This is a genomic window from Sphingobacterium sp. UBA3549 (assembly GCF_002376635.1).
GTDB lineage: Bacteria > Bacteroidota > Bacteroidia > Sphingobacteriales > Sphingobacteriaceae > Sphingobacterium.
Genome location: NZ_DFOE01000008.1, coordinates 132249 through 156139, shown reverse-complemented (window position 1 = coordinate 156139; position 23891 = coordinate 132249). Strand labels below are relative to the sequence as shown.

Annotated in this window: 13 protein-coding genes; all 13 read left to right on the top strand. The window is 43.1% G+C overall.

Features of this window, described 5'->3' with window-relative positions; all coding sequences use genetic code 11:
• The first annotated feature begins 15 nt into the window (after positions 1-15).
• The 13 genes from B2W36_RS05355 to B2W36_RS05295 all read left to right on the top strand — a co-directional run bounded on the left by B2W36_RS05355 (position 16) and on the right by B2W36_RS05295 (position 23886).
• On the top strand, positions 16-3141 hold the full coding sequence (locus B2W36_RS05355; protein WP_293886668.1) for a SusC/RagA family TonB-linked outer membrane protein: 3126 nt from the start codon (positions 16-18) through the stop codon (positions 3139-3141).
• Between the two features lie 44 nt (positions 3142-3185).
• Positions 3186-4868 carry a RagB/SusD family nutrient uptake outer membrane protein gene (locus tag B2W36_RS05350; protein WP_293886667.1) on the top strand — a complete coding sequence of 561 codons (1683 nt, stop codon included), beginning with the start codon at positions 3186-3188 and terminating at the stop codon, positions 4866-4868.
• 43 nt (positions 4869-4911) lie between these two features.
• Positions 4912-6024, top strand: coding sequence for a hypothetical protein (locus B2W36_RS05345; RefSeq protein WP_293886665.1), 1113 nt, complete (start codon positions 4912-4914; stop codon positions 6022-6024).
• A 75-nt stretch (positions 6025-6099) separates the two neighbouring features.
• Positions 6100-7704, top strand: a complete 1605-nt coding sequence (locus B2W36_RS05340) for a glycoside hydrolase family 32 protein (RefSeq protein ID WP_293886663.1) — start codon at positions 6100-6102, stop codon at positions 7702-7704.
• 66 nt (positions 7705-7770) lie between these two features.
• On the top strand, positions 7771-9279 hold the full coding sequence (locus tag B2W36_RS05335; protein WP_293886661.1) for a glycoside hydrolase family 32 protein: 1509 nt from the start codon (positions 7771-7773) through the stop codon (positions 9277-9279).
• Positions 9280-9587: 308 nt separating this feature from the next.
• Positions 9588-10553: an SGNH/GDSL hydrolase family protein gene (locus B2W36_RS05330; protein WP_293886660.1), complete on the top strand. Its 966-nt coding sequence runs from the start codon at positions 9588-9590 to the stop codon at positions 10551-10553.
• Positions 10554-10606: 53 nt separating this feature from the next.
• Positions 10607-12448: an alpha-L-fucosidase gene (locus tag B2W36_RS05325; protein ID WP_293886658.1), complete on the top strand. Its 1842-nt coding sequence runs from the start codon at positions 10607-10609 to the stop codon at positions 12446-12448.
• A gap of 108 nt (positions 12449-12556) precedes the next feature.
• Complete coding sequence (locus B2W36_RS05320; RefSeq protein ID WP_293886656.1) at positions 12557-13840, top strand: Gfo/Idh/MocA family protein; 1284 nt, start codon at positions 12557-12559, stop codon at positions 13838-13840.
• A gap of 525 nt (positions 13841-14365) precedes the next feature.
• Positions 14366-15376, top strand: a complete 1011-nt coding sequence (locus tag B2W36_RS05315) for a LacI family DNA-binding transcriptional regulator (protein ID WP_293886654.1) — start codon at positions 14366-14368, stop codon at positions 15374-15376.
• 196 nt (positions 15377-15572) lie between these two features.
• The gene (locus B2W36_RS05310; protein ID WP_293886652.1) at positions 15573-18158 is read left to right on the top strand and encodes an alpha-amylase family glycosyl hydrolase; all 2586 of its coding nucleotides are present in this window, start codon (positions 15573-15575) and stop codon (positions 18156-18158) included.
• 11 nt (positions 18159-18169) lie between these two features.
• Positions 18170-21139 carry a SusC/RagA family TonB-linked outer membrane protein gene (locus B2W36_RS05305; RefSeq protein WP_293886650.1) on the top strand — a complete coding sequence of 990 codons (2970 nt, stop codon included), beginning with the start codon at positions 18170-18172 and terminating at the stop codon, positions 21137-21139.
• An 11-nt stretch (positions 21140-21150) separates the two neighbouring features.
• Positions 21151-22746 carry a RagB/SusD family nutrient uptake outer membrane protein gene (locus tag B2W36_RS05300; RefSeq protein ID WP_293886649.1) on the top strand — a complete coding sequence of 532 codons (1596 nt, stop codon included), beginning with the start codon at positions 21151-21153 and terminating at the stop codon, positions 22744-22746.
• Positions 22747-22866: 120 nt separating this feature from the next.
• Positions 22867-23886, top strand: coding sequence for a SusE domain-containing protein (locus B2W36_RS05295; protein WP_293886647.1), 1020 nt, complete (start codon positions 22867-22869; stop codon positions 23884-23886).
• Positions 23887-23891 lie beyond the last annotated feature (5 nt).

The window sequence follows — 23891 nt, the reverse complement described above, 5'->3', positions numbered from 1 at the left end:
TACTCATAACCAATTATGTTTACAAGACAGAAAGCGATGCTGCTCCCGTCTTTGGCACTTTTTTCTGTTGTCGCATTTGCGCAGCAGACTGAAATCCGGGGAAGGATTACGGATAGTGGGACAGCAGCACCTATAGTGGGGGCATCTTTAGTGGTGAAGGGAACCACAATAGCCACCAAGACAAATGAAAAGGGAGAATTCGTCCTCCAGACTTCGGGCAATCAGGGCACATTGGAAATAAGTTATGTCGGCTATGCTACTCAGACAATTTCTGTAGCCGGAAGAAAGTTCCTCGATATTCAGCTTGCGAGCACCGAAAAAGGACTCGATGAAGTAGTTGTTACGGGATATCAAACGGAACGGAAGAAGGATTTGACGGGTGCAGTGAGCGTTGTTAATGTTGCTGAGATGATGAAGGCTCCGGAAAATAACCCGATGAAAGCGCTGCAAGGAAGGGTAGCTGGTATGACAGTAACTTCGGATGGTAGTCCAAGTGGAGCGGCAACAGTGCGTATGCGCGGAATCAGTTCCATCAACAGTAGTCAAGATCCCTTGTATGTCATTGATGGAACCCCCACACAGGGAGGAATGCATGAACTTAATGCGAATGATATCGAAAGTATTCAGGTTTTAAAGGACGCTTCTTCGGCGAGTATCTATGGCTCACGCGCAGCGAATGGGGTTATTGTTATCACCACCAAAAAAGGAAAGCTAGGTGCACCAAAACTTACGGTGGATGCCTTTGCCACAAGTACACATTTCAATAACCGGATGAAAGTGCTGGACGCACAACAATATGGTCGTGCACTATGGCAGGCAACCATCAATAACGGTGGAAACCCCAATGGAAATAATATTGGTTATCAGTTTGAATGGAATAACGACGCCAATGGCGTGCCGCAGCTCACTACTGTTTTTGTTTCCAAGTATATTGATCGTGAACATACGATGTATGCTTCCGATACCGATTGGTTTAAGGAAGTTTCGAAACCAGGACTGCAACAGTCATACAATGCGACATTGAGCTCCGGAACAGAAAAATCCAGCTCCTTTTTCTCTTTAGGTTATTTGCAGAACAGCGGGACACTCCGTTACACTGATTTCCAGAGAATATCCGCCCGGATGAATGCTGACTACAAATTGTTTGATGGAAAACTGGTTGTTGGTGAGAATTTTACGGTAAACAATACAGGTGAAGTGCAGGTACCTGGCGATGTGCTTGACCTTTCGTTGAAAGCATTACCCATTATTCCTGTCCATACAGTAGATGGAATAGGTTGGGGGGGACCAGCACTAGGAATGAACGACCGCCATAATCCAATGCGTGTACTTTACGACAATCGAAATAATAAATACAATTATTGGCGCTTGTTTGGAAATGCCTATGCCGATTTACAGCTAATAAAAGATCTGCATGTTCGAACCAGTTATGGCCTGGATTACAGTAATTTTTACAAACGTAACTTGGAAGTATCTTATCGCTCGGGATTTATGAACAGCAGCCGAAGTGGCGTTAATATGGAGCAGTCTCATGGGATGAAGTGGACTTGGTCCAATACAGCGACTTATCGGAAGACGATCGACAAACATACTCTAGATGTGCTAGCTGGTATCGAAATGAACCGTCAGAACGATATTAATTTTAACGCGTATACTGCTGGTGATGGTGCATTTGCCATAGAGACACCAGAGTACATGTGGCCAGGTGTGAGTACCGGTACAGCAGCAGTAGGAGGTGGCTCTACAGGCTTCTCGTTGCTCTCCTATTTTGGAAAAGCCAATTATTCCTATGACGAGCGTTATCTGGCTTCTTTCACCGTACGGCACGATGGCTCTTCCCGCTTCGGTAAAAATAACCGTTTTGCCACTTTCCCAGCGGTAACGGCAGGCTGGCGAATATCTTCTGAACGCTTTATGGCAAGTACAAAAAATTATATTTCTGACCTCAAGCTACGGGTTGGATGGGGGCAGACAGGTAACCAAGGGATAGGTAATCTGGCTACCTATGCCCTTTTCGTCCCCGAATATGGTGTTGCTGATCCCACATGGAACATCGTGGATGGTACAGCATACGATCTCTCGGGTACAGGAACTGGAAAATTACCATCGGGATACCGCAAAATCCAAACGGAAAATAATGATCTAAAATGGGAAACCACAACGCAGACGAATATTGGCTTGGACTTTTCACTGTTTAAACAAAGTCTCTATGGTTCGATTGACTGGTATGTCAAAGCAACAAAAGATATGTTGATCAATCCAGCCTACATCGGTGTGGTCGGAGAGGGCGGTTACCGCTGGGCAAATGGTGCATCCATGGAAAATAAAGGTTTGGACGTATCGGCCGGATATCGTAATAAAACAGCCTTTGGACTGGATTATGATGTGATGGCTGTCTTCTCGACGTATAAAAATAAGGTGACACATTTGCCCGAAGCAGTAGAAAACTCCTATGGCGGTCGTCAGGGGGATAATATTATCGGCCGTCCGCTGGGATCGTTTTATGGCTATGTCACCGACGGTATTTTTCAGAATCAGGACGAGGTGGATGCGCACGTCAATCAGACCGGTAAGGGGATTGGACGCTTACGTTATGTGAATGTATATGATGCGGACAATCAGATTACGGACATGGACCGTACTTGGATCGGTAGTCCTCATCCTGATTTTTCCTATAGTTTGAACATTGTGCTAAAATATAAAGGTTTTGACCTATCGGCGTACTTTCAGGGGGTACAGGGGATAGATGTCGAAAACTGGCTGAAAAAACAAACGGACTTCTGGAGTGTGGACGACGTCAATTCCAATAAAGGCGTACGTCTGCTCAATGCTTGGACACCACAAAATCCAACATCAACGATTCCCGCCTTACAGACGACAAACAACAATGACGAGGGCCGCCTGTCAAATTACTTTATCGAGAATGGATCTTATATGAAACTCCGGAATCTATCTCTGGGCTATACCTTGCCAACAGCAACAGCCTCTCGCCTGCGTATGAGCCGGCTAAGGATCTATGTGACCGGTCAGAACCTATTTACCGTTAAGTCAAAGAATTTTACAGGTGTAGATCCTGAAAATGTAGGTTGGGGGTATCCAATTCCAACGACCTGGACAGCCGGGGTAAATATTGGATTTTAAAAAGGGGAAAAATAAGGCTATACACTTATAAATAATTTATACGGATGAAAAAAATAACCACTAAAATAGCGATACTTATGGTTCTTGCTGGACTACTTCCAGGATGTACCAAATTTTTGGATCAAACACCCAATGGTGTGCTGAGCTCCGATCAGGTTAAGGAGCCAGAACGATTATTGACAGCGACTTATGCCGCTTTGGGCAATGATCATTATGATGTCCCTTTTAGCTTATGGCCCTATGGTACGGTTCGGTCGGACGATGCTTATAAAGGTGGATCGGGACCACAGGATATCCAGACCTTTCATTTTCTTGAGGTCTCCAATAACATTACAACCAATTTCGCGGAGTTGGATAAGTTATGGTTTCAATTGTACGTTGCGATTTCGCGTGCCAATACAACAATCAAGACCATACAGGAAATGGACAATTTCGACGGGAAGGAAGAAAAACTGGGTGAAGCACGTTTTCTGCGGGGGCATTTTTACTTTATGCTCAAGATCCTTTTCAAATATGTGCCTTATATCGATGAAAATGTACCAGTAGACAGCTATGAAACCGTATCGAATAGGGCCTTGACTAACGATGCGCTATGGCAAAAGATTGTGGAGGATTTTCAGTATGCGGTAGATCATCTTCCTCCTGTGCAAACGGAGGTCGGTCGGGCCAATCGTATCGCCGCTGCGGCTTATCTCGCTAAAGCTTATCTGTATAAGGGATACCGTCAGGACAATGCCGAACGTAATTTGGTGACAGGTATCGATGCGGGAGATTTGAAAAAGGTTATACAAAATACCGATATTGTGCTTTCATCGAACCATACGCTGGAAACCGACTTTGCTTTTAACTTCTTGCCGGGCAAATATGAAAATGGGACGGAAGCCCTGTTTTCAGTTCAGTTTTCAAAAGATGACGGGACAAAATTTGGGCGTGTTAACTTTTCTGATGTGCTCTCTGTTCCTATGGGGGTGGGCTGTTGTGATTTCAATAAACCGAGTCAAAGCCTTGTCAATGCGTTTCGCACAACGGGTAAAGGTCTACCACTGGATAATTATAATGCGTTGAATAGCTTTAATACCTCCGAGAAGTATGACCCGAGGTTATTCCATACAGTTGCAATCCCGGGCTTACCGTACAAGTATAGTAGCAAAAGAACATACGAAGAAAGCTGGAATCGTAATCCGGCGGAGTATGCTGTTTATGCCTCGTTAAAAGAAAATGTTGATCCCGACTGTGATTGTTTCGTTCCGATGGTACCCTTCTATGCGAATACAAAGAATCGAATTGTATTGCGCTTTGCCGATGTGCTGTTAATGCGGGCAGAGGCGCTTATCGAGCTGCATCGATCGGCTGAAGCACTGCCATTGATCAATCAAGTGCGTACGAGGGCAAAAAATAGCACCTCACTTACGGGCTATGCAAATGATAAAACGCTGATCGAAACCTACAAAAATGGTGATAATATTGTGTGGACCGAAGATAATGCCCGGAAGGCGTTACGTTGGGAAAGACGTTTGGAGCTTGCAATGGAAAATGGAAGGTTCTTTGATCTGGTACGTTGGGGAATTGCAGACCAGGCCATGAATGCTTATTATGATGTAGAAAAGTCACGTCGATCTTATTATTCCTCGGCACATTTTACAGCAGATAGGAATGAATATCTGCCGATTCCCGAAGCACAGATCAGATTAAGTAAGTATCTGTATAAACAAAATCCAGGCTATTAAATAGGCATTTATTGTTGAACGATTAGCATAACCAATTATTCCAATGAACACATTAAACAATTATATAAAAGTAGGGATTACCATCCTGTTTATCGGGCTTCTCGCTGCCTGCAAGCGTGATGCCGATAGCACACTCAATTTGAGTGCAGATGTAGATGTACTTTCTTTCAAGGTCGGCAATACCATTGGGAAAGTAGATCAGGCAAAAGGTACCATTCTTGTTATGGTTCCTGAAGGTACAGATCTTTCTGCGGTAGCTCCGACAATTGAATTGCCCAGCAATGCAAAGGTTTCTCCAGCTTCAGGCATCGCCCAAAATTTTTCATTTTCTGGCACAACACCGATTACTTACCGCGTGTTTAATGGTAATCTTTTCAATAGCTACCAGGTAACCGTCAAAGAAATCAAAGCAGAAATAACGGCATTCCGCATCGGAGAAAAAGCAGGGATCATTGATCAGAAAAATAAAAGTATTAAAATTTACCTACCCCTGGGGACAGACCTAAAGAATCTATCACCTGCGATAGAATTTACAGCCGGAGCAAGCATAACGCCCAATCAGAGTGGGCCCGTAGATTTAAGTTCCCCCATAAAATACAGCCTTGCGTATATGGGGCAGACTTTCCAATACACGGTAACTGCCCTATTGGGTACAGAACCCAAACAAATCCTTATGATTTATAATGGCGAAACCAGCGTTCCTCATTTCGACGGGTTAGGGGTGAGTACGGTGGATTCACCTTATCCCAATCCGAAAACCACTGGAATTAATGCAACACCTTTCTGTGCGTCTTTTGTGCGGGACAATAAAACTGGTGAAGGCTGGCACGGTGGAGCACTCTGGAATGCAAATAAAGTGACGATCAATCCGGCGGAATACGGGCGTTTCTCGATGATGGTATTGAAAGATGTTGCTGGTGATGTGCAATTGGAAATTCAATCGGATGGCGAACAGAATAAAGATTGGTTGCGTGCCAATTATTCGAAAGATCATGTCGGTGAGTGGCAAGAATTGGTTTTTCAGATTCCTGCTGGAAGAAAGGCTATTATTAACAATATACTGGTAATGCCACATGAGCATCCTAATGGGCAGCCCGTGGCATTTCCTACCCAACGGATGTATTGGGACGAATTGAAGGCATTACCCAAAGAGTAATCGAGTACAAACAAAACAAGTTATTATAAAAACAAAAATGATAGCTAATCAGGGATTAATAGAAAGATTTAAATCATGAGACCAAAAATGTATTTGCTTCCGACAGTATTCTTGCTCAGCTTGTTAACAAGCTGCAAGAATAGCGACGAGCGTTCGACAGTGGTAGATAAGCCCATAACAATACAACCTGTGGACAGTTCTACGGCTTGTATTTCGGGGCAGGAGGCTGGCCCATATCAACGATTCTATAGGCCTCAGCAGGGGTTTGTGGGCGATCCCATGCCTTATTACAATGCCAGCGATAAAAAGTTCTACTTGTTTTATCTCTATGAGAATGCCAACAGACACCCGATTTATAGCACGCGAACAAGTGACTTTGGAACATTTGAGGGCTATACCGAAGTATTGTCGTCGGGCGCTGTGGGGAGTCAGGATGAATGGATCGGAACAGGAAGTTTTATCAAAAAAGGAACAGTGTATTACTGTTTCTATACGGGGCATAACAGTGTTTTTACTCCAGCAGAAAAGATCATGTTGGCCACGTCCACTGATTTAATGAATTGGACTAAGCAACCAGCTATGGCACTGCAGGCTGCGGCGGGCTATGATCGAAATAATTTTCGGGATCCACAGGTTTATTGGGATGAAGGCCGAAATGCCTACGTGATGCTAGTCACGACGCGAAAAGATGGAAAAGGAATCCTTGCACGTTATCAGTCAACCGATTTAAGCAGTTGGTCTATGATTGAACCGCTCGTTGCGACCACAGGGACAGTAGAGAAATATGGAATCGAAACAGATGCAGAACTATTGGAATGCCCGGATTTATTTAAAATGGGCAATAAATGGTATCTCTTGTTTTCGCGGATCAACCGGGATGAACACCGCAAGACATTTTATCGTGTTGCGGATTCTCCGGATGGCCCCTGGACGATCTGTCGGGATGCCGAAGGTCATCATGAAACCTTTGATGGACTTTATCTCTATTCGGGCAAGACGGCTAGCGACGGTACGACACGTTATCTTTCCGGCTGGTGTTCGACCGGGCAAACAGTAAATAATAACAACGAACTGCCCTGGGCTGGAAATTTAATTTCACACCAGTTGGTTCAGGGAGCTTCAGGACGTTTATATCCTAAAATTCCGGAAGCCCTAAACAGTAAATTCAATAAGGAAGTTGCCTTTGAAAAACTGAGCAATGTTGGTCAAGTTTCCGAATCGAATAAAACCTATAGTTTGACAGCGCAATCGGGCGGAAGAAGTTATGCACAATTTAACCGGAACACTTCATCCGTTAAAATGACAATGACCATTGATGCTTCCCAATCCAGTCAATTTGGTTTTTCATTTGGCGCATGTGATGATCCGACCGAAGTGTATAGCATTGCTTTTGATCTGACTTCATCCAATCGTTGGAATATGCCCGCACTGTTTATGAACAAGGAGGCACGCGATGGCGGAGGAAGTAAAACAGAGCTCAATTTTACGCCACTTACAGTACCGACCAACCGGATTTTTAACGTGAAAATTATTATTGAAAAATCGATTGGTATCGTATATGTGAATGATCGTGTTGCTTTTACCAACCGGATCTATAAAATGGATCAAAACCCTTGGACTATTTTCGCGGATCAAGGAACAGTAAAAGTGAATGAGTTGAAAATCGAAAAATCTTCCTGACAATTTATAGGATATTTGCTTAGTGGAGCAAACAATAACCTAATTAGAAATCTAAACAAAAGAACAATGATGAGATTAAAGAAATACAGTGTTTTAATGCTCCTGCTAGGTGTTTTTGGTACAAGTCTGGCACAGACGGGACAGCATAAACAAGGGGATCCCGAAGAGAAGTATCGCCCACTTTACCATTTTACCCCACAGCAGGGCTGGATGAACGATCCCAATGGACTGGTCTATTTGAACGGTAATTATCATCTTTTTTTTCAGCATAATCCCGAAAAGCCCGTTTGGGGGCCTATGCATTGGGGCCATGCGATCAGTAAAGATTTAATCCATTGGGACGAGCAGAAGATCGCATTGTACCCCGACAGTTTAGGAACTATTTTCTCTGGTAGCGCAGTGATCGATAAAGACAACACGGCAGGTTTTGGAAAAGGTGCTATGGTTGCCATTTTTACCCATCACAATCATCAGGAAGAGGATCGAAAAACAGGATTGCATCAAAATCAAAGTTTGGCTTATAGTTTGGACCAGGGCCTTACTTGGACAAAGTATAAAGGAAATCCAGTTTTGCCGAATCCTGGTATATGGGATTTTAGAGATCCAAAGGTGATGTGGCATGCGCATAGCCAACGTTGGATTATGACCTTAGCTACAAAAGATTGTATTACTTTCTATTCTTCCAAAGATTTGAAAACATGGCAGAAAGAAAGTGAGTTTGGCAAAGAGTTGGGGGCTCATGGCGGTGTCTGGGAATGCCCTGATCTTATCCCCATGGACTATAAAGGAACTATAAAATGGGTTTTGTTGGTCAGCATCAATCCAGGTGGACCCAACGGTGGTTCTGTAACACAATATTTTGTGGGTGACTTCGATGGGCATCAGTTCCGAACAGCGGATACTAAAATAAAGTGGTTGGATTGGGGACCCGATAATTATGCCGGCGTAACTTGGAGTAATCTAGGGGATAGGCACCTGATGATTGGCTGGATGAGCAACTGGCAATATGCCAATTTGGTACCCACTACAAAATGGCGTTCTTCCTCAACCATACCCCGTGTTTTATCGTTGGATAAAATTGGACAGTCGTTCTATGTTGCAAGTACGGCGCCCAAAGAAATTGAAACTGCATTCCGACTGCTTAAAAAATACCATGGCGGCGGAACGAAGGAAGTTTCGTTCGGGCAACATCTCCCACAAGCGTACCGTTTGGACCTCAAAGATTTGAAGCAGCAGTCTTTTAAAGTGATCCTGTCAAATGAATCTGGTGACGAATTGTTTATTGGTTATCGTGAAGACCAAAATGCATATTACATCGATCGCTCTAAGTCCGGTGAAGTGTCGTTTAATGAGGAATTCCCAAAGATAGCTTCAGCACAACGCCTGCTGAACAACGGAACGCTCTCTTTCAGCTTGTATGTTGATGTGAGCTCTGTGGAGCTTTTTGCAGACGAGGGGCTAACGGTAATGACCAGTTTATTTTTTCCGAACAGGCCAATAACCAAGCTGCGTGTCCTGGGAGATAAAAAGCTGGAGTTTAAAGAACTGAGTATCTCCAAATTCAATATGCAATAAGACTTAATTGCTTAAGAATATAAGCCTGTCCGACTTGGTTGGACAGGCTTTTTTTTGCCCTTTGGACAGCCCTTTTGTTATCAACAAGAGTTCTTAACTAACTAATAGAAGATGTAAATGTAACAATCTTCTGTCTTTCAGTAATTTAATTTGAATTCATGTGCTTATTGATTAATTTAATGACCAAATAATCAATTGTGGACAGCGCTCAATAGTTATCTAATAAGTCTTTTGCGCATATTGGTATCAACCTAAACCAATGAGATATGTAAGGTTTGGTACTTGTCCAACTGATCCAATATTACACAATGTTAAATTTATCATTTCGTAGAAACGAACTTCGTTTTTTTGTATTGCTATTGTGCTTAGGCCTTTTGTCTAGGCAAGTAAAGGGGCAAAGTCATGTTAAGGACTTTAGTTTGAGTGATGGACAGAAAGTACTTTTTTTAGGCAATAGTATTACTTACGCGGGGCAATATGTCGCTATGATAGAAAGTCTATTCCTGAGCAGTCACCCGAAAAAGAAACCCCAATTTATTAATTCGGGGCTACCAAGTGAGACCGTATCTGGGCTTAGTGAGCCGAATCATGCCGAAGGAAAGTTTCCGCGGCCTTGTCTATTTGATCGTTTGGACAATGTACTCGATAAAATCAAACCCGAGGTTGTCCTCGTCTGTTATGGCATGAATGACGGTATTTACCTTCCGTTTGATTCTGCTCGTTTTGAAGCCTACAAAAATGGAATTATCCGTTTGCATAAACGCTTGGTTGAAGAGGGCGTCAAACGTATTATATGGATGACTCCACCGGTGCATGATGATCCGCAGCTTCGGCTCAATGGCTACAATAAAGTATTGGATCGTTATGCCGAATGGCTTATCGGCTATGCCAAAATGCATTCCTGGGAAATCATCGACCTGCATTTTCCCATGCGTCGCTACTTGGAAGCTGGGATCGAGAAAGACGCTCAGTTTAAACTGGCCGCAGATGGGGTGCACCCCGGAGAGCTGGGGCATTGGCTAATGGCTAAGGAAATAGTACAGCACCTGATGCCTGATTTCCCGATTGAAAGCACATGGGATGACAATTTGCACAATCAACCAAAACTTCGCCAGTTATATACGCTTGTTTTGAAAAGGCAGACGATGATGAAAGACGCATGGCTAACCTATACAGGTCATAAACGACCTGGACTATCCAAGGGAATTCCAATAGAAGATGCAAGCAAAGCATATGATGCTATTCAAGATGAAATTCAAGCGTTGGGTTTCTGATCGACGATAGCTTGTAATCCGAATAAATGAACTTTTATGTATAAATCTATATCATGATGAAAATCAATTTTTTTAAGTGGAAGTGTGCAGCAACAGTGGGAATGTTGCTGTGCATGACCGATGTTGCTATTTCACAGACCAAATCGGCACCTTATGAAGGTGTTGCCGGTTGGCAGGAGACGCAAGATAAACGTATGGAATGGTTTAAAGAGGCCCGTTTTGGACTGTTTATCCATTGGGGATTGTACAGTGTAGCAGGTGGTTCTTTTGAAGGGAAACAATATCCACAACATTATGCCGAATGGATACAAACCTGGGGGAAAATTCCCAGTAAGCAGTATGCCGAAGTACTGAAACCAAAATTTACTTTAGGTTCCTTTGACCCAAAATCCTGGGCACGCCTTGCAAAAAAAACGGGTATGAAGTATATGGTGCTGACCTCGCGACATCACGAAGGCTTTAGCCTGTTCAATAGCCAACAACCTTATGCCTTGAAAAATGATGTTACGGGTACGGCAAATTTATCGCCGAAAGGAAGAGATCTTTACCGCGAAATTATGGATGCTTTCCGTCAGGAAGGGATGAAAGTAGGAGCTTATTATTCGCTCCTGGATTGGCAACATCCCGATTCTTATGAGGCCTTTCAGCTGAACCCGAATGTGGATAAGCATCAGCCAGATCATGAACGCTATAAAGCCTATCTCTATGGCCAGATTAAAGAGCTTGCTCAGCAGTACGGACGCTTAGATATGCTGTGGCCCGACTTTAGTAATAAAGAGCACGAGGGCGAAGCCTGGGGGACGAAACATATTTTGACAGATCTGATCAAATGGCAGCCCAATATTATTATCAATAACCGATTCTGGAATGGACTTGAAAATAGGAATGGCGATATTGGTACTCCAGAGAAATATATACCGCCAACCGGCTTGCCCGGCATGTACTGGGAGGTAAGCCATACCATGAATGAAAGTTATGGTTACAGTGCGCACGATAAAAATTGGAAAAGCTTTCCCAAGATCATGCAATTATTTGTGGAAACGGTGAGTAAAGGAGGGAATTTTTTGTTAAATGTCGGACCCGATGGTGACGGAGCCCTTCCTCAACCTGCAGTGCAAATTATGGAGCAAATCGGGGAGTGGATGAAGATCAATAGCGAAGCTATTTACGGGACCACCGCGAGCCCTTTCCAAGCCTTGGATTGGGGGTATTGTACCCAAAAAAATGGGAAGCTGTATCTGCATGTTTTTGATCGCCCGGCCGATGGAAAAATAAATCTGCCCATCAAAAATAAAGTGACGGCTGTCTACGCCCTAGCTTCACCTAACATGAAGTTAAAATCTACTTTAGAAAACGGAAAACCAGCAATTCCTGTCGATATCTTCGATAGTAAGAAAGGACCGAAGGTTATTGTTGTCGAAATCCAGGGAAAACCAATTGTTGAGGAAAGCCTGACCCAGACACAGGCAGATGGACGTATCGTGATGAACGCAAATAATGCAAAATTACAGGAAGGAAAGGGATTAAAAATTATTGGTGCACATACCCATGATCCAAACCGCCCGAACGCCATTGGTCAATGGAAAGACCTTGCGGATAAAGTATTTTGGGATATCAAAATTCAAAAACCAGGGAAGTATCGTGTGCTCGTCAATTATCTGGCGAATAGCAAGCAGCACGGTAAAATTGTGCTTTCGATGCTCGGACAGCAGCTCCCATGGACGTTTGTCACTGAAAAAGAAGCTAAATTTAAGGAAGTGGCCATGGGAACCATTGAGGTATCCCAGCAAGTAATTGGTGAGCCCAGTACGAAGGTGATTTTGCAGGCTACAGCCATCGAAGGCGATACTTTGCCAGAGATTGCTTCGATTACTTTGGTTCCTATACAAGAATAAACTATCTTTAAGAAAACCTGAACAAATCATCCATACATAAACCATTTTGCCGTCAAGGACTGAAGAAGTACTATAGGGACGTGCAGAAGAATAAACTATCCATAAAGAATGAAAAGAAGAGAATTTATAGCCAAGGGAATTGTATCCTCTTTGGCTTTTACAATTGTCCCGCGCGTTGTGTTGGGAGGCAATGGATTTCTTGCGCCAAGTGATCGTATCAATCTTGGGTTTATTGGTGTCGGAAAACAATCCTATACCTTGATGAATGGCCTCAATCGCTGCAAGGAAATCGCAAGTCTGGCTGCCTGCGATGTAGACCGAAAAAAATTAGCTGCATTTATTGCAGCGACAACGAAAAAACAGACGGAATTGTCAAAAGCACAGACCGAGATCAAGGCCTATCATCATTATCGGGAACTATTGGATCGGAAAGATATTGATGCTGTTGTCATTGCAACGCCCGATCATTGGCATGCGCAGATTGCAGTTGATGCGGCTAAAGCTGGCAAAGATATTTATTGTGAGAAACCCCTTGCATTGACCATTGCCGAAGGCCGTGCCATGGTCGATGCAACCCGAAAATATAAACGTGTATTTCAGACGGGCAGCATGCAGCGTTCTTCCTATAATTTTAGACAGGCAGCAGAACTGGTTCTCAATGGCTATATCGGCAAAATCAAGGAAATCAATGTTTCTGTGGGCGAACCGGTCAAACAATGTGACCTTCCCTCCATGCCAGCCCCCGATTATCTCGATTGGGATATGTGGGTAGGACCTTCACCTTATCGCGGCTATAATCCGATATTAAGTCCACCTTTAGAGGACGATAAATGGGCTTGGTGGCGTGGTTACCGCGATTTTGGCGGCGGCTATATCACCGATTGGGGAGCACATATGTTTGATATTGTCCAATGGGCATTGGGCATGGATGATTCTGGACCCGTGGCGTTCAATCCTCCTAAAACACCGAATAGTAACAGTGGGCTCTCTTTTAGCTATGCAAATGGTGTTATCGTAAATCATAAACAATGGGGGGTACATAATGCGATCCAGTTTATCGGTGAAAAAGGGAAGATTGAGGTAAGCCGGGAGTTTATACGCTCGAACCCGGATAATTTAGCAAATCTTAAACTGACTTCTTCTGATCGTCGTTTGTATTATAGTGATAATCACTATCAGGACTGGGTTGATGCGATTAAAAAAAGAAGTAAGCCTATCTGTGATGTTGAAATAGGTCACCGGACGAGCTCAGTGTGCAATGCCATCAATATTGCATATGAACTGCAAAAGGATTTAAAATGGAACCCGCAAAAAGAACAATTTGATAACGAATATGCCAATCTCCTGCGTAGCCGACCTTACAGAGGAGAATGGGATTTTAAAAAGTTTTAGTAAAGAAAATAGGCGATTGTTTGTAAACAGGCTTAGCAAAATACGCTAAGCCTGTTAAGCATCCGCTCACAATTTTTTGATCAAATAGTGGGGAAAGATTCGTACCTGCTTCGTACCTTATTCGGATGCAATACAGATATGGCACAGCTATTGACTAGCTATTGACCAGACTCTGACCAGGAATTATCTGGTCAACTTTCGATCAATAACCGTAGCAAGATTGTCCACATCCGAAGGTGATACGAACAATACGAAGACGACCCGAAAACAGCATTAGGGATATAGGCAAAAAAAGGCCATGCAAAACAAGTTGTTCTGCTGACGGTTAACTGTCGAAAGCGAGTATATTGAAGAGATTATTCACACGATTTGATCACTAGATCGCTTTTCTTATCGGGAGATAAAAAAACATGGCCCGCTGATTTAAAACAAAGAGGACAAAAAGAAAATTTGCTATTCTGGAGAGATAATTGCTTTATTTGTACCCAACAATTATTACATTCGAACAGCAAAGGGAATCTTGATATGTCGCAATTAACAATAGTAGATCTTGCCAAAAAACTCGGCTTGTCAAAATCGACCGTTTCCCGCGCATTTCGGGACAATGTGGATATTAATCCGGCGACCAAAGCCCGGATATTGGCCATGGCCGAAGAAATTGGTTTTTCGCCCAATGTCTATGCAAGCAGTCTGAAAGCAAATAAAAGTCTGACCATCGCAATTATTATTCCCGAATTTGGTAATAAATTTTTCTCGCAGGCAATCAAAGGAATCGAGGCTGTGGCACGCTCTAAGGGTTATCATACGTTAATTTACGTCACGGATCATCAGGTCCAAAACGAGGCCTCAATTGTCCGCTCATTGGCCAATGGACGTGTGGATGGTGTTATTATTTCAGCTTCAGGTGAAGGTAAAGATCATTCGCATTTGCAGCTTTTGGCTGAAAGGGGAATACCGGTTATGTTTTTTGACCGTGCATATGACGACTGGAAGGGCGGATACATCACAGGTAATGACCTTGATTCTGCTTACTTGGCAACTAAACACTTGATCGATAACGATTGTAAAAGGATTGCTTATCTCGCGATCAATCCGAATGTCTCCATAGGTAAGGTGCGTAAAGATGGCTACGAAAAAGCGTTACAGGAAGCTGGAATTCCGATTAGAACGGAACTTATTCTGGATACGGTTAACGATGCCGATCAAAATATGAAAGCTATTGCCAGGTTGATCAGACAGGAAAAACCCGATGCCATCTTTGCCGCTGTAGAGCGCCTTGCCATTTCGAGTATACGCGTCGCCAAGCAGCGCGGAATCCGTATTCCTGAAGATCTCAAAATCATTTGTTTTTCTTGTCTGGATATAGCCGACCTGATTGATCCTGCACTGAGCGTAGTGAAGCAGCCAGCCTATGAAATGGGCGAATTAGTAACAAAATACCTATTGGAAAAGATGGATAATCCCGAAAATAATAAGTTTGCTAATTCGGTTTATCTTGATTCCCAGCTTATTTTTCAAAAATCTAGTCTGAAATAAGAAAAGAAATATTTGTTTTTTGTTATCCCATTATTTAGCTTTGAATACTTTCGGGAACATTCCCGGAAGTATTTAAATAATCAATTTGTATATAACTATTGGATAGGGAAATCCAGTAAATCGCAACAAGCGATTTCTTTTTGCCTTGATATCGGGAACGTTCCCAGTATCAGATTCCAAGTAAAGCTAATTATCGATGGGGAAGCATATCTCTCGTTTAATAGGATATTTCTGGCTGATTATCCTCTTATCATCATGTGCAAATAAAAAAGATATCGTGGATGTCGAGCAACCGCCTGTTATTGAACAGCAGGAATCTGGTTTGGTACATCTTTCCGCCCCATTTATCTTTTGGGATCAGGAAATCACGTTGCAATTTGATCTTTCGAAAGGAAATGCTGCGCTAAAAGGTAGCACAGCCGATCTCTACTTACACGCTGGATTGATTTCTGTCAATGGGGGCGGCTGGCAACATGTGGCAACAGACTGGTCGAACAATGAAAACACCTATAAACTTAAATTTGTTGCTGCTGGTTTATATACCTTCACATTTACACCCGCTAAATTCTTTCACCTGAATAATGGAGGAGAATTTGGTCAGATAGCAATTTTAGTCCGCAATGGTGATGGATCGGTGGTCCAAAGAAACAAAAATAATTCGGATTTATTTCTGCCTCTTGTGGCGACCAATGCAGAGGCTATTCGTTTTGTGTCGCCCGCATTGCAACCCACAGATCCCATTGCAACGGATCAATTATATACCGCTGGTGAAAGCGTGAAGCTGAAAGTTCAAGCAACGCAATCGGGAAAAATTAGTATCTGGGACAATGGCGTGCAAATCGCCGCGGCAGATGCCGTTCAGTCGCTGGAAAGATCCCTCCGCTTAGAAAGCGATGGATTGCACCAACTTGAAGCACGCCTTGAAACTGATGGTCAGGTGACGATGACCAAAATTGCATTATTTGTAGAGGCTAAGCCAGCTATTGCAGTACTTCCAGCAGGAGTTAGTCCTAACGGAACGACGATCAGTAAGCAAAAAGGACAAGTTAGTTTTGCATTGACAGCCCCTTCTAAAAGAAGTGTCTATGTATTGGGCGATTTTAACGGTTATAAAGCTTTGCCCGCGTATGCGATGAGTCAGACACCGGATGGTAAAACCTGGTGGACCACGGTATCAAATGTCGATTTCTCCAAACAACTGACGTATCAATTCTTGGTGGATGGTCAACTTTATATTGCCGACCCCTATGCCGAATTGATCCTTGACCCACAAAACGATGCGTCACTTGGATTGATGGCGGGTGCTGTACCTGCTTATCCTGTAGGTGCACAAGGAATTGTGGGGGTATTGGATCTTCCGGCCAAGTCGTATTCGTGGAATACAGCAGCATTTAAGAAGCCTGTCGAAGGTGACTTGGTCATTTATGAATTGTTAGTCCGCGATTTTGTCAAACAGCATCAGTATACCACACTCAAGGATTCCTTGTCTTATTTAAAGCGCTTAGGGGTGAATGCTGTTGAATTGATGCCTGTTCAAGAATCGGAAGGAAATTCCACCTGGGGCTATAATCCTTCTTTTCATCGTGCGTTGGATAAATATTATGGCTTGAAAAATAACTTCAAGGCCTATGTCGACGCTTGTCACGAAAGCGGTATTGCCGTTATTTTAGACGTTGTTTTTAATCATGCTTTTGGTCAGTCGCCACTTGTACAGCTTTATTTTGAGCAGGGTAATGTAGCTGGAAGCAGCCCATGGTTCAATACGGTTGCTAAGCATCCGTTTAATGTAGGCTTCGACTTTAACCACGAAAGTGTTTATACACAGAATTTTGTGAAGGATGTGTTGACTTATTGGATGCAGGAATATAAAATCGATGGTTTCCGATTCGACTTATCCAAAGGTTTTACGCAGAAAAATTCGGGTACGTCAGAAAGTGATTTAGCTGCCTGGAATGCGTATGATGCATCGCGTGTAGCCATTTTGAAGCAATACCAGCAGCATATTCGCAACATTGATCCGTCGTGTTATATTATTCTGGAACATCTCGGTGGCGATCAGGAAGAAATGGAACTGGCGCAATCGGGCATGTTGCTGTGGAATAATATGAATCATGCCTTTAACGAAGCGGCGATGGGATGGACCGCCAACAATGGTTCTGATCTCGGAAGATTATTTGCTTCCGGTCACGGCATGGCACAGCCTTCTTTTGTGTCTTATATGGAAAGTCACGACGAGCAGAGACTCCTGTTTAAGTGCTTAAATTATGGAAACTCATCGGGCAGCTATAACATCAAGAATCTAGGTACTGCACTAAAACGTATGGAACAGGCAGCTGTGTTTCTATTGGCTTCACCAGGACCTAAGATGATCTGGCAGTTTGGTGAATACGGTTATGATGTTTCTATCGATGAAAATGGTCGCACAGGTGAAAAGCCTTTGTTGTGGAGCTATCTCCAACAAGACGATCGCAAAAAGCTCTTTGAGACCTATGCGCAACTCACTCGTTTCAAAACCAAAAACAGCATTTTCCAAAACGGGACAGTCGTCACATCGGCGATGAAGGATGCGGTTAAATATTTTGTACTGGAAAAGGAAGGACAACAAGTAGGCGTACTAGGCAATTTTGGGGTAGAAAGTACTGCATTTGCATTGCCACAGGCACTACAAAAGCATTGGGTCGATAATTTTACGGGAAAAGAATTCGACTGGTCCGGTCAGTCAACATGGACACTCTTGCCAGGCCAATACCAATTGATAAGCAAAACAAAACTAAATAAATAAACAGTTATTTTATGAACAAACAGCTATTACGTCCATTTTGGACCTTGAACCTGCTTCTTGGGGTAAGTGCTTCGGCAATAGCCCAACAGGCTACGCTTCAAGGGCGAATAATGGACCAAAAAGGGAGTGCCTTGGTTGGTGCCACAGTGCGCTTCGAAGATATTCAAAGATCGCTGTCTACCACAGCGAATGGGGATTTTAGCTTGGATAGACTTCAAACGGGGAAATTGCGTCTCAAGGTGAGTATGGTCGGCTATGCGACTTTGGATACGTTGATTCAGGTAAAGGAGGGACGAAATCCTTTAAGCTTATACCTGAAGTCCAATACAAGTGCTTTGGAGGAAGTTGTTGTGATTGGTTATGGTACACAAAAGAAGAGCGAACTGACGGGATCCATCAGTACAGTAAGTGCCAAGGATTTTCAAAAGGGACAAATCACTTCGCCCGAGCAACTGATTATGGGTAAAGTGCCGGGGGTTCAGATCACCACCAGTGGTGGGCAACCGGGTGCAGGAAGCACAATCCGTATTCGTACAGGGGCTTCGTTGAATGCCAGCAACGATCCACTTATTGTTGTTGATGGAATTCCATTGGCTGGTGGTTCGGTCTCTGGGGTAGCAAACCCGTTAAGTTTGATTAATCCAAATGATATTGAGACTTTTACAATATTGAAAGATGCCAATGCCACAGCCATCTATGGCTCGCGAGCGTCGAATGGTGTTATTTTGATTACAACAAAAAAGGGCAGTCGCTCGGGCACGCAGATCAACTTCTCGACACAGAATTCACTGGCTACCGTAGCCAATAAAGTAAAGCTACTCAACGCTGATCAAATCCGTGACTATGTCAATACAAATGGCAGTGATGCCATGAAAAAACTGTTAGGAACAGCCAATACCGATTGGCAGGATGTGATCTATGGCAATGCATTTACCACAGACAATAACGTTAACATTGCTTCGAAGGCAGGAAATATGCCCTACCGTATTTCTGCGGGATATATGAATCAGGATGGGGTACTAAAAAATGATAACTTGAAGCGAACTACTGCTGCATTGGCCTTAACACCAAAATTTCTGGACAATCATCTTTCATTGGATGTGAATGTACGTGGTACGTGGTCAAAATCTAAATTCGCGACTCAGGATGCAATCGGTACAGCCATTCAGTTTGATCCTACACAGCCGGTCTATGTAGATGATAAAAATAGTTTTGGAGGGTACTACGAGTGGATTCAGGGTGGAAAACCTAATCCCAATGCACCGCGAAATCCTTTGGCCTTATTGGACCTACGCAAAGATAATGGTGATGTGTTTAGAAGTATTGGAAATGCGAAAGTGGATTATAGTTTTCACTTCCTGCCAGAGCTGCATGCCAACTTAAACGTCGGATACGATCTGGCACGTTCAAAAGGCAACACATTCACGCCAGCGATCGCTGCACGTAATTTTAACGAGGGTGGTGAGCGAACCCAATATAAAACCGATATCAACAATAAAACCCTTGAGTTTTACCTCAAATACGACAAAGAACTGCCGGCAATAAGAAGCAATATTGACGCAACATTGGGGTATGGCTACTATAAAAATAGCAGTAAGGTTTATAATTTTAACCGTACAAATGCAGAAGGTGATAAGATCCTAAATGAGCCAACACGGCCGTTTGATAGACCTGAAAATCTGTTGATCTCGTATTATGGTCGTTTGATCTATACTTACGACAATCGCTATGTTGTGTCCGGAACATTGCGCACCGATGGTTCATCACGTTTTAGTCCTGACAACCGTTGGGGTTATTTCCCATCTGTTGGATTTACCTGGCGGGCAAAGAACGAAGGATTTTTGAAAGAAGTCGCTTCAGTTTCAGAATTGAAAATTCGTTTAAGTTATGGAAAAACGGGACAGCAAGATGGTATCGCCAATTATTCTTATCTACCTAATTATACCATTAGTGGCAATGAATCGATGTATCGCTTTGGTGATGAATATTTTTATTTGAATTCTCCTGTTGCCTATGATCAAGATATCCGTTGGGAAAGTACAACGACCTATAATGCCGGAGTCGATTTTGGTTTTGCCAACAATTTATTCTATGGTAGCATAGACTATTACTCCAAGAAGACCAAAGACCTGCTCAGTACCATTCCAGTTCCTGTAGGATCAAACTTTAGCAATTTCCTGTTGACCAACGTTGGCAATATGGAAAATCAGGGTTTGGAGTTTAACTTGCATTATGTCCCCGTGAAAACTGAAAGTTCATCGTTGGATCTTGGTTTCAATTTGACTTACAACAGAAGCAAGGTGACAAACCTGACACAGAGCGATGATCCGAATTTTATCGTCGAGACTGGTGGTATCCGTGGGGGGACAGGTGGCAATATTCAGGCACATAAAGTGAACTTCATGCCAAATAGTTTTAATGTGTTCCAGCAAGTATATGATGAACAAGGGCATCCTGTTGAAGGCGTCTATGTTGACCGTAATGGGGACGGGGTGATCAGCGATAACGATCGTTATCTGTATAAATCACCTTTACCAAAATATCTTTTAGGTTTTACTGCAGCATATAGTTACAAAAAATGGTCTGCAACAACCGTTTTGCGTGCTAACCTAGATAACTATGTGTACGATAATGTTTCATCCAACCTAGGTAGTGGTGCGAACGTCAGTGATCAGGCAGTATTGGTTATCAACAATGCACCGGTGGACTTTTTGAACACCAATTTCTTGCTTAAACAGCTGCAAAGTGATTACTATATCAAGAATGCTTCGTTTTTGAAAATGGATAACGTCAATCTGAGTTACAATCTTGGAAAATTTATCCGAAATAGTAATGCTTCGATGTCTATTTCTGCAACGGTACAGAATGTATTTACGATCACCAAGTATAAAGGGGTTGATCCGGAAATATCCAATGGTATAGATGACCGTTTCTATCCCAGACCAAGAACGTACGTGGTGGGTGTTAATGTAAGTTTTTAAACAATATGACAATGAAAAAATTAAATAAATATATAGGCGTTTGCTTGCTTGCTGTCGCATTGAGCAGCTGCCACAAGGATTTGGACTTAAAACCGACCAACGATGTTACCGCAGATGTTGCTTATAAGGATTTTCAGGGGTACACTTCCTCTTTTGCAAGATTATATGGATCATTGACCCTCACCAGTACTTCGGGACCTAATAACTCCGATCTGGGTGGATTGGATGCCGGCACGTCTGATTTTTTGCGTCTTTTTTGGAATGCACAAGAACTGACAACGGATGAGGCTGCTTGTGCATGGCTGAATGACCCAGGCATCAGTGGGTTAGATTATCTGAATTTTGATGACAGCAATCCTATGCTGCGGGGCCTTTATACGCGTTGTGTTTATAGTGCCACACTCGTTAACGAATTCTTAAGAGAGAGTACAGATGCTAAATTGGCTGAAAGAGGTATCTCGGACACTGATAAAGAGGAGATTGCTTATTATCGCGCTGAAGCGAGATTTTTGCGGGCTTATAACTATTGGGTACTCCTTGATTTATTTGGCAATCCCCCATTTGTAACCGAGGAAACCCCTGTTGGTAAAGTTTCTCCACCGCAGATTAAAAGGCCTGAGCTTTTTGCGTATGTGGAGAAAGAGCTATTGGAAGTAGCAGGTCAGCTAAAAGCTCCGAAACAGAATGTCTATGGTCGTGTGGATCAGGCGGCAGCCTGGGGATTGTTGGCTCGCTTATACCTCAATGCTGAAGTGTATTTGGGAGCAGGTAATAAGAAATATACTGAAGCGATTACGTATTCGGAAAAAGTTTTGAATTCGAACTATAGTTTGGGCAGCAATTACCGGGAGCTGTTTTATGCAGACAATGACGTGAACAATCCGGAATTTATTTTTTACCTGCCTTACGATGGGACCAAGACGCAGAGCAAAGGCGGGACAACATATCTAATCAATGCGGCGATAGATGCGACAATGAATCCGACATCTTTCGGTGTACCGGGTGGAGGTTGGGCCGGAAATCGCACTCGTGATAATATTGCGACTATTTTTGGTGATTATTCTGGCGAAACAGATAAACGTGCCATGTTTCATTTAAATACAAGTGTTAAAATTGAAGATATCGCTGTTTATAAACAGGGATTGGCAGTTACCAAATTCCGTAATGTGAACAAGGATGGTAAAACTGCTCCTCCAGCGGCCGAAGGTTTCGTGGCATCTGTTGACTTTCCGTTGATCCGTTTGGGAGAAATGAACCTGATCTATGCAGAGGCAACTTTACGGGGCGGTGCTGGTGGTACTGTGGCGAAAGCACTCGACTATGTAAACAAATTGCGTGTGCGTGCCTATGACAACAACAGTGGCAACTTGGCTAACCTTTCGTTAGATGGTATTTTAAATGAACGTGTGAAAGAATTATACTGGGAAGGATTTAGACGTTCGGATTTGATCCGTTATGGCAAATTTACAGGTGATAATTATCTCTGGCCTTTTAAGGGTGGTGTGCTCGCAGGCCAGGCAGTTGCTGGGTATAGAACACTGTTCCCACTTCCCGCTTCGGATATTATTGCGAACGCGAACCTGGTACAAAACCCAGGATATAATTAATCAATTCCTGTAATAGACAATTGTTGACTGATGAAACTGGGCAATACAGATTGGTCTGCGCATAAGCGGCTGACGATTGAACCTTGCTTTCATCAGCTATTGAAAATATAAATCAAACAGATGAAAATTAGACACTATATTGGAATTCTGCTGCTACTTATGGTGGCATTCCAGAGTTGTAAAAAAGACGAGACCCGCGCCATATTGGCGAGCGGTGAGGGCATACAGCCAGCCAGTTTAAGCCTCGATAAAAATGACATCGCCTTATCAAAAGATAATGCAGGCGATACGGTGCTGCACCTTGCAGTAGTGCCCGCTGATTTTGGATTTCAGGCAGCGGTAACGAATGTACTTCAGTTTGGACTTAAAGGGGACAATTTTAAAACTGTGAAGGAAGTGGTCATTCCTAGTGGTCGTACCGCGCTAGGTTTTACAGGTTATGAACTGAATAGCTATTTACTCGCTCTTGGCGTTCCAACAGGAACAGTATCGGAATTTGATGTACGTCTCAAGTCGAGTATTAATTCGAAAATTACAGTAGTGTATTCGGCTTTAGCTGGCTTGAAGGCGATCCCTTTTGCTTCGACTAGCTATTTGTATGTTCCGGGATCTTATCAGGGATGGGATCCGACCACTGCTGAATCAATTGTATCACCGACAAGTAATGGGATTTATACTGGAATAATTAGTTTTCCGGAAGAAAATTCAGAATTTAAGATCACGACTGAACGTAACTGGGCGAATTCCTATGGACAGACTGCAGATGGTAAGCTCGCTTTTAATGGTGGAGGTAATTTAAAAGCTCCACGTGCCGGTAATCTTGAATTGGAAGTAAATACAACAGCCAACACCATTTCTTACAAAGACCATAGCTGGGGTATTATTGGTAGTGCCTCACCGAAGGGATGGGATGCCGATACGGATATGAAATACGATAACGCCAATCAGGTTTGGAAACTCACAGTAAGCTTGACTGCAGGCGAGATTAAATTTCGTAAAAACCACGACTGGGGAACCAATTTTGGTGGTGCAAATGGAACACTAGCCGCTGGTGGCGCAAATATCGCTGTTGCCAGCGCGGGTACCTACGATATTGTGTTGAATTTAAATGCAAATACCTATACGTTGACAAAAAAATAGTAGCT

What these genes read in the sequence shown, in the direction of transcription:
- B2W36_RS05355 (WP_293886668.1), top strand. Translation starts at nt 16, where the DNA reads ATGTTTACAAGACAGAAAGCGATGCTGCTCCCGTCTTTGGCACTTTTT.
- B2W36_RS05350 (WP_293886667.1), top strand. Translation starts at nt 3,186, where the DNA reads ATGAAAAAAATAACCACTAAAATAGCGATACTTATGGTTCTTGCTGGA.
- B2W36_RS05345 (WP_293886665.1), top strand. Translation starts at nt 4,912, where the DNA reads ATGAACACATTAAACAATTATATAAAAGTAGGGATTACCATCCTGTTT.
- B2W36_RS05340 (WP_293886663.1), top strand. Translation starts at nt 6,100, where the DNA reads ATGAGACCAAAAATGTATTTGCTTCCGACAGTATTCTTGCTCAGCTTG.
- B2W36_RS05335 (WP_293886661.1), top strand. Translation starts at nt 7,771, where the DNA reads ATGATGAGATTAAAGAAATACAGTGTTTTAATGCTCCTGCTAGGTGTT.
- B2W36_RS05330 (WP_293886660.1), top strand. Translation starts at nt 9,588, where the DNA reads ATGTTAAATTTATCATTTCGTAGAAACGAACTTCGTTTTTTTGTATTG.
- B2W36_RS05325 (WP_293886658.1), top strand. Translation starts at nt 10,607, where the DNA reads ATGATGAAAATCAATTTTTTTAAGTGGAAGTGTGCAGCAACAGTGGGA.
- B2W36_RS05320 (WP_293886656.1), top strand. Translation starts at nt 12,557, where the DNA reads ATGAAAAGAAGAGAATTTATAGCCAAGGGAATTGTATCCTCTTTGGCT.
- B2W36_RS05315 (WP_293886654.1), top strand. Translation starts at nt 14,366, where the DNA reads ATGTCGCAATTAACAATAGTAGATCTTGCCAAAAAACTCGGCTTGTCA.
- B2W36_RS05310 (WP_293886652.1), top strand. Translation starts at nt 15,573, where the DNA reads ATGGGGAAGCATATCTCTCGTTTAATAGGATATTTCTGGCTGATTATC.
- B2W36_RS05305 (WP_293886650.1), top strand. Translation starts at nt 18,170, where the DNA reads ATGAACAAACAGCTATTACGTCCATTTTGGACCTTGAACCTGCTTCTT.
- B2W36_RS05300 (WP_293886649.1), top strand. Translation starts at nt 21,151, where the DNA reads ATGAAAAAATTAAATAAATATATAGGCGTTTGCTTGCTTGCTGTCGCA.
- B2W36_RS05295 (WP_293886647.1), top strand. Translation starts at nt 22,867, where the DNA reads ATGAAAATTAGACACTATATTGGAATTCTGCTGCTACTTATGGTGGCA.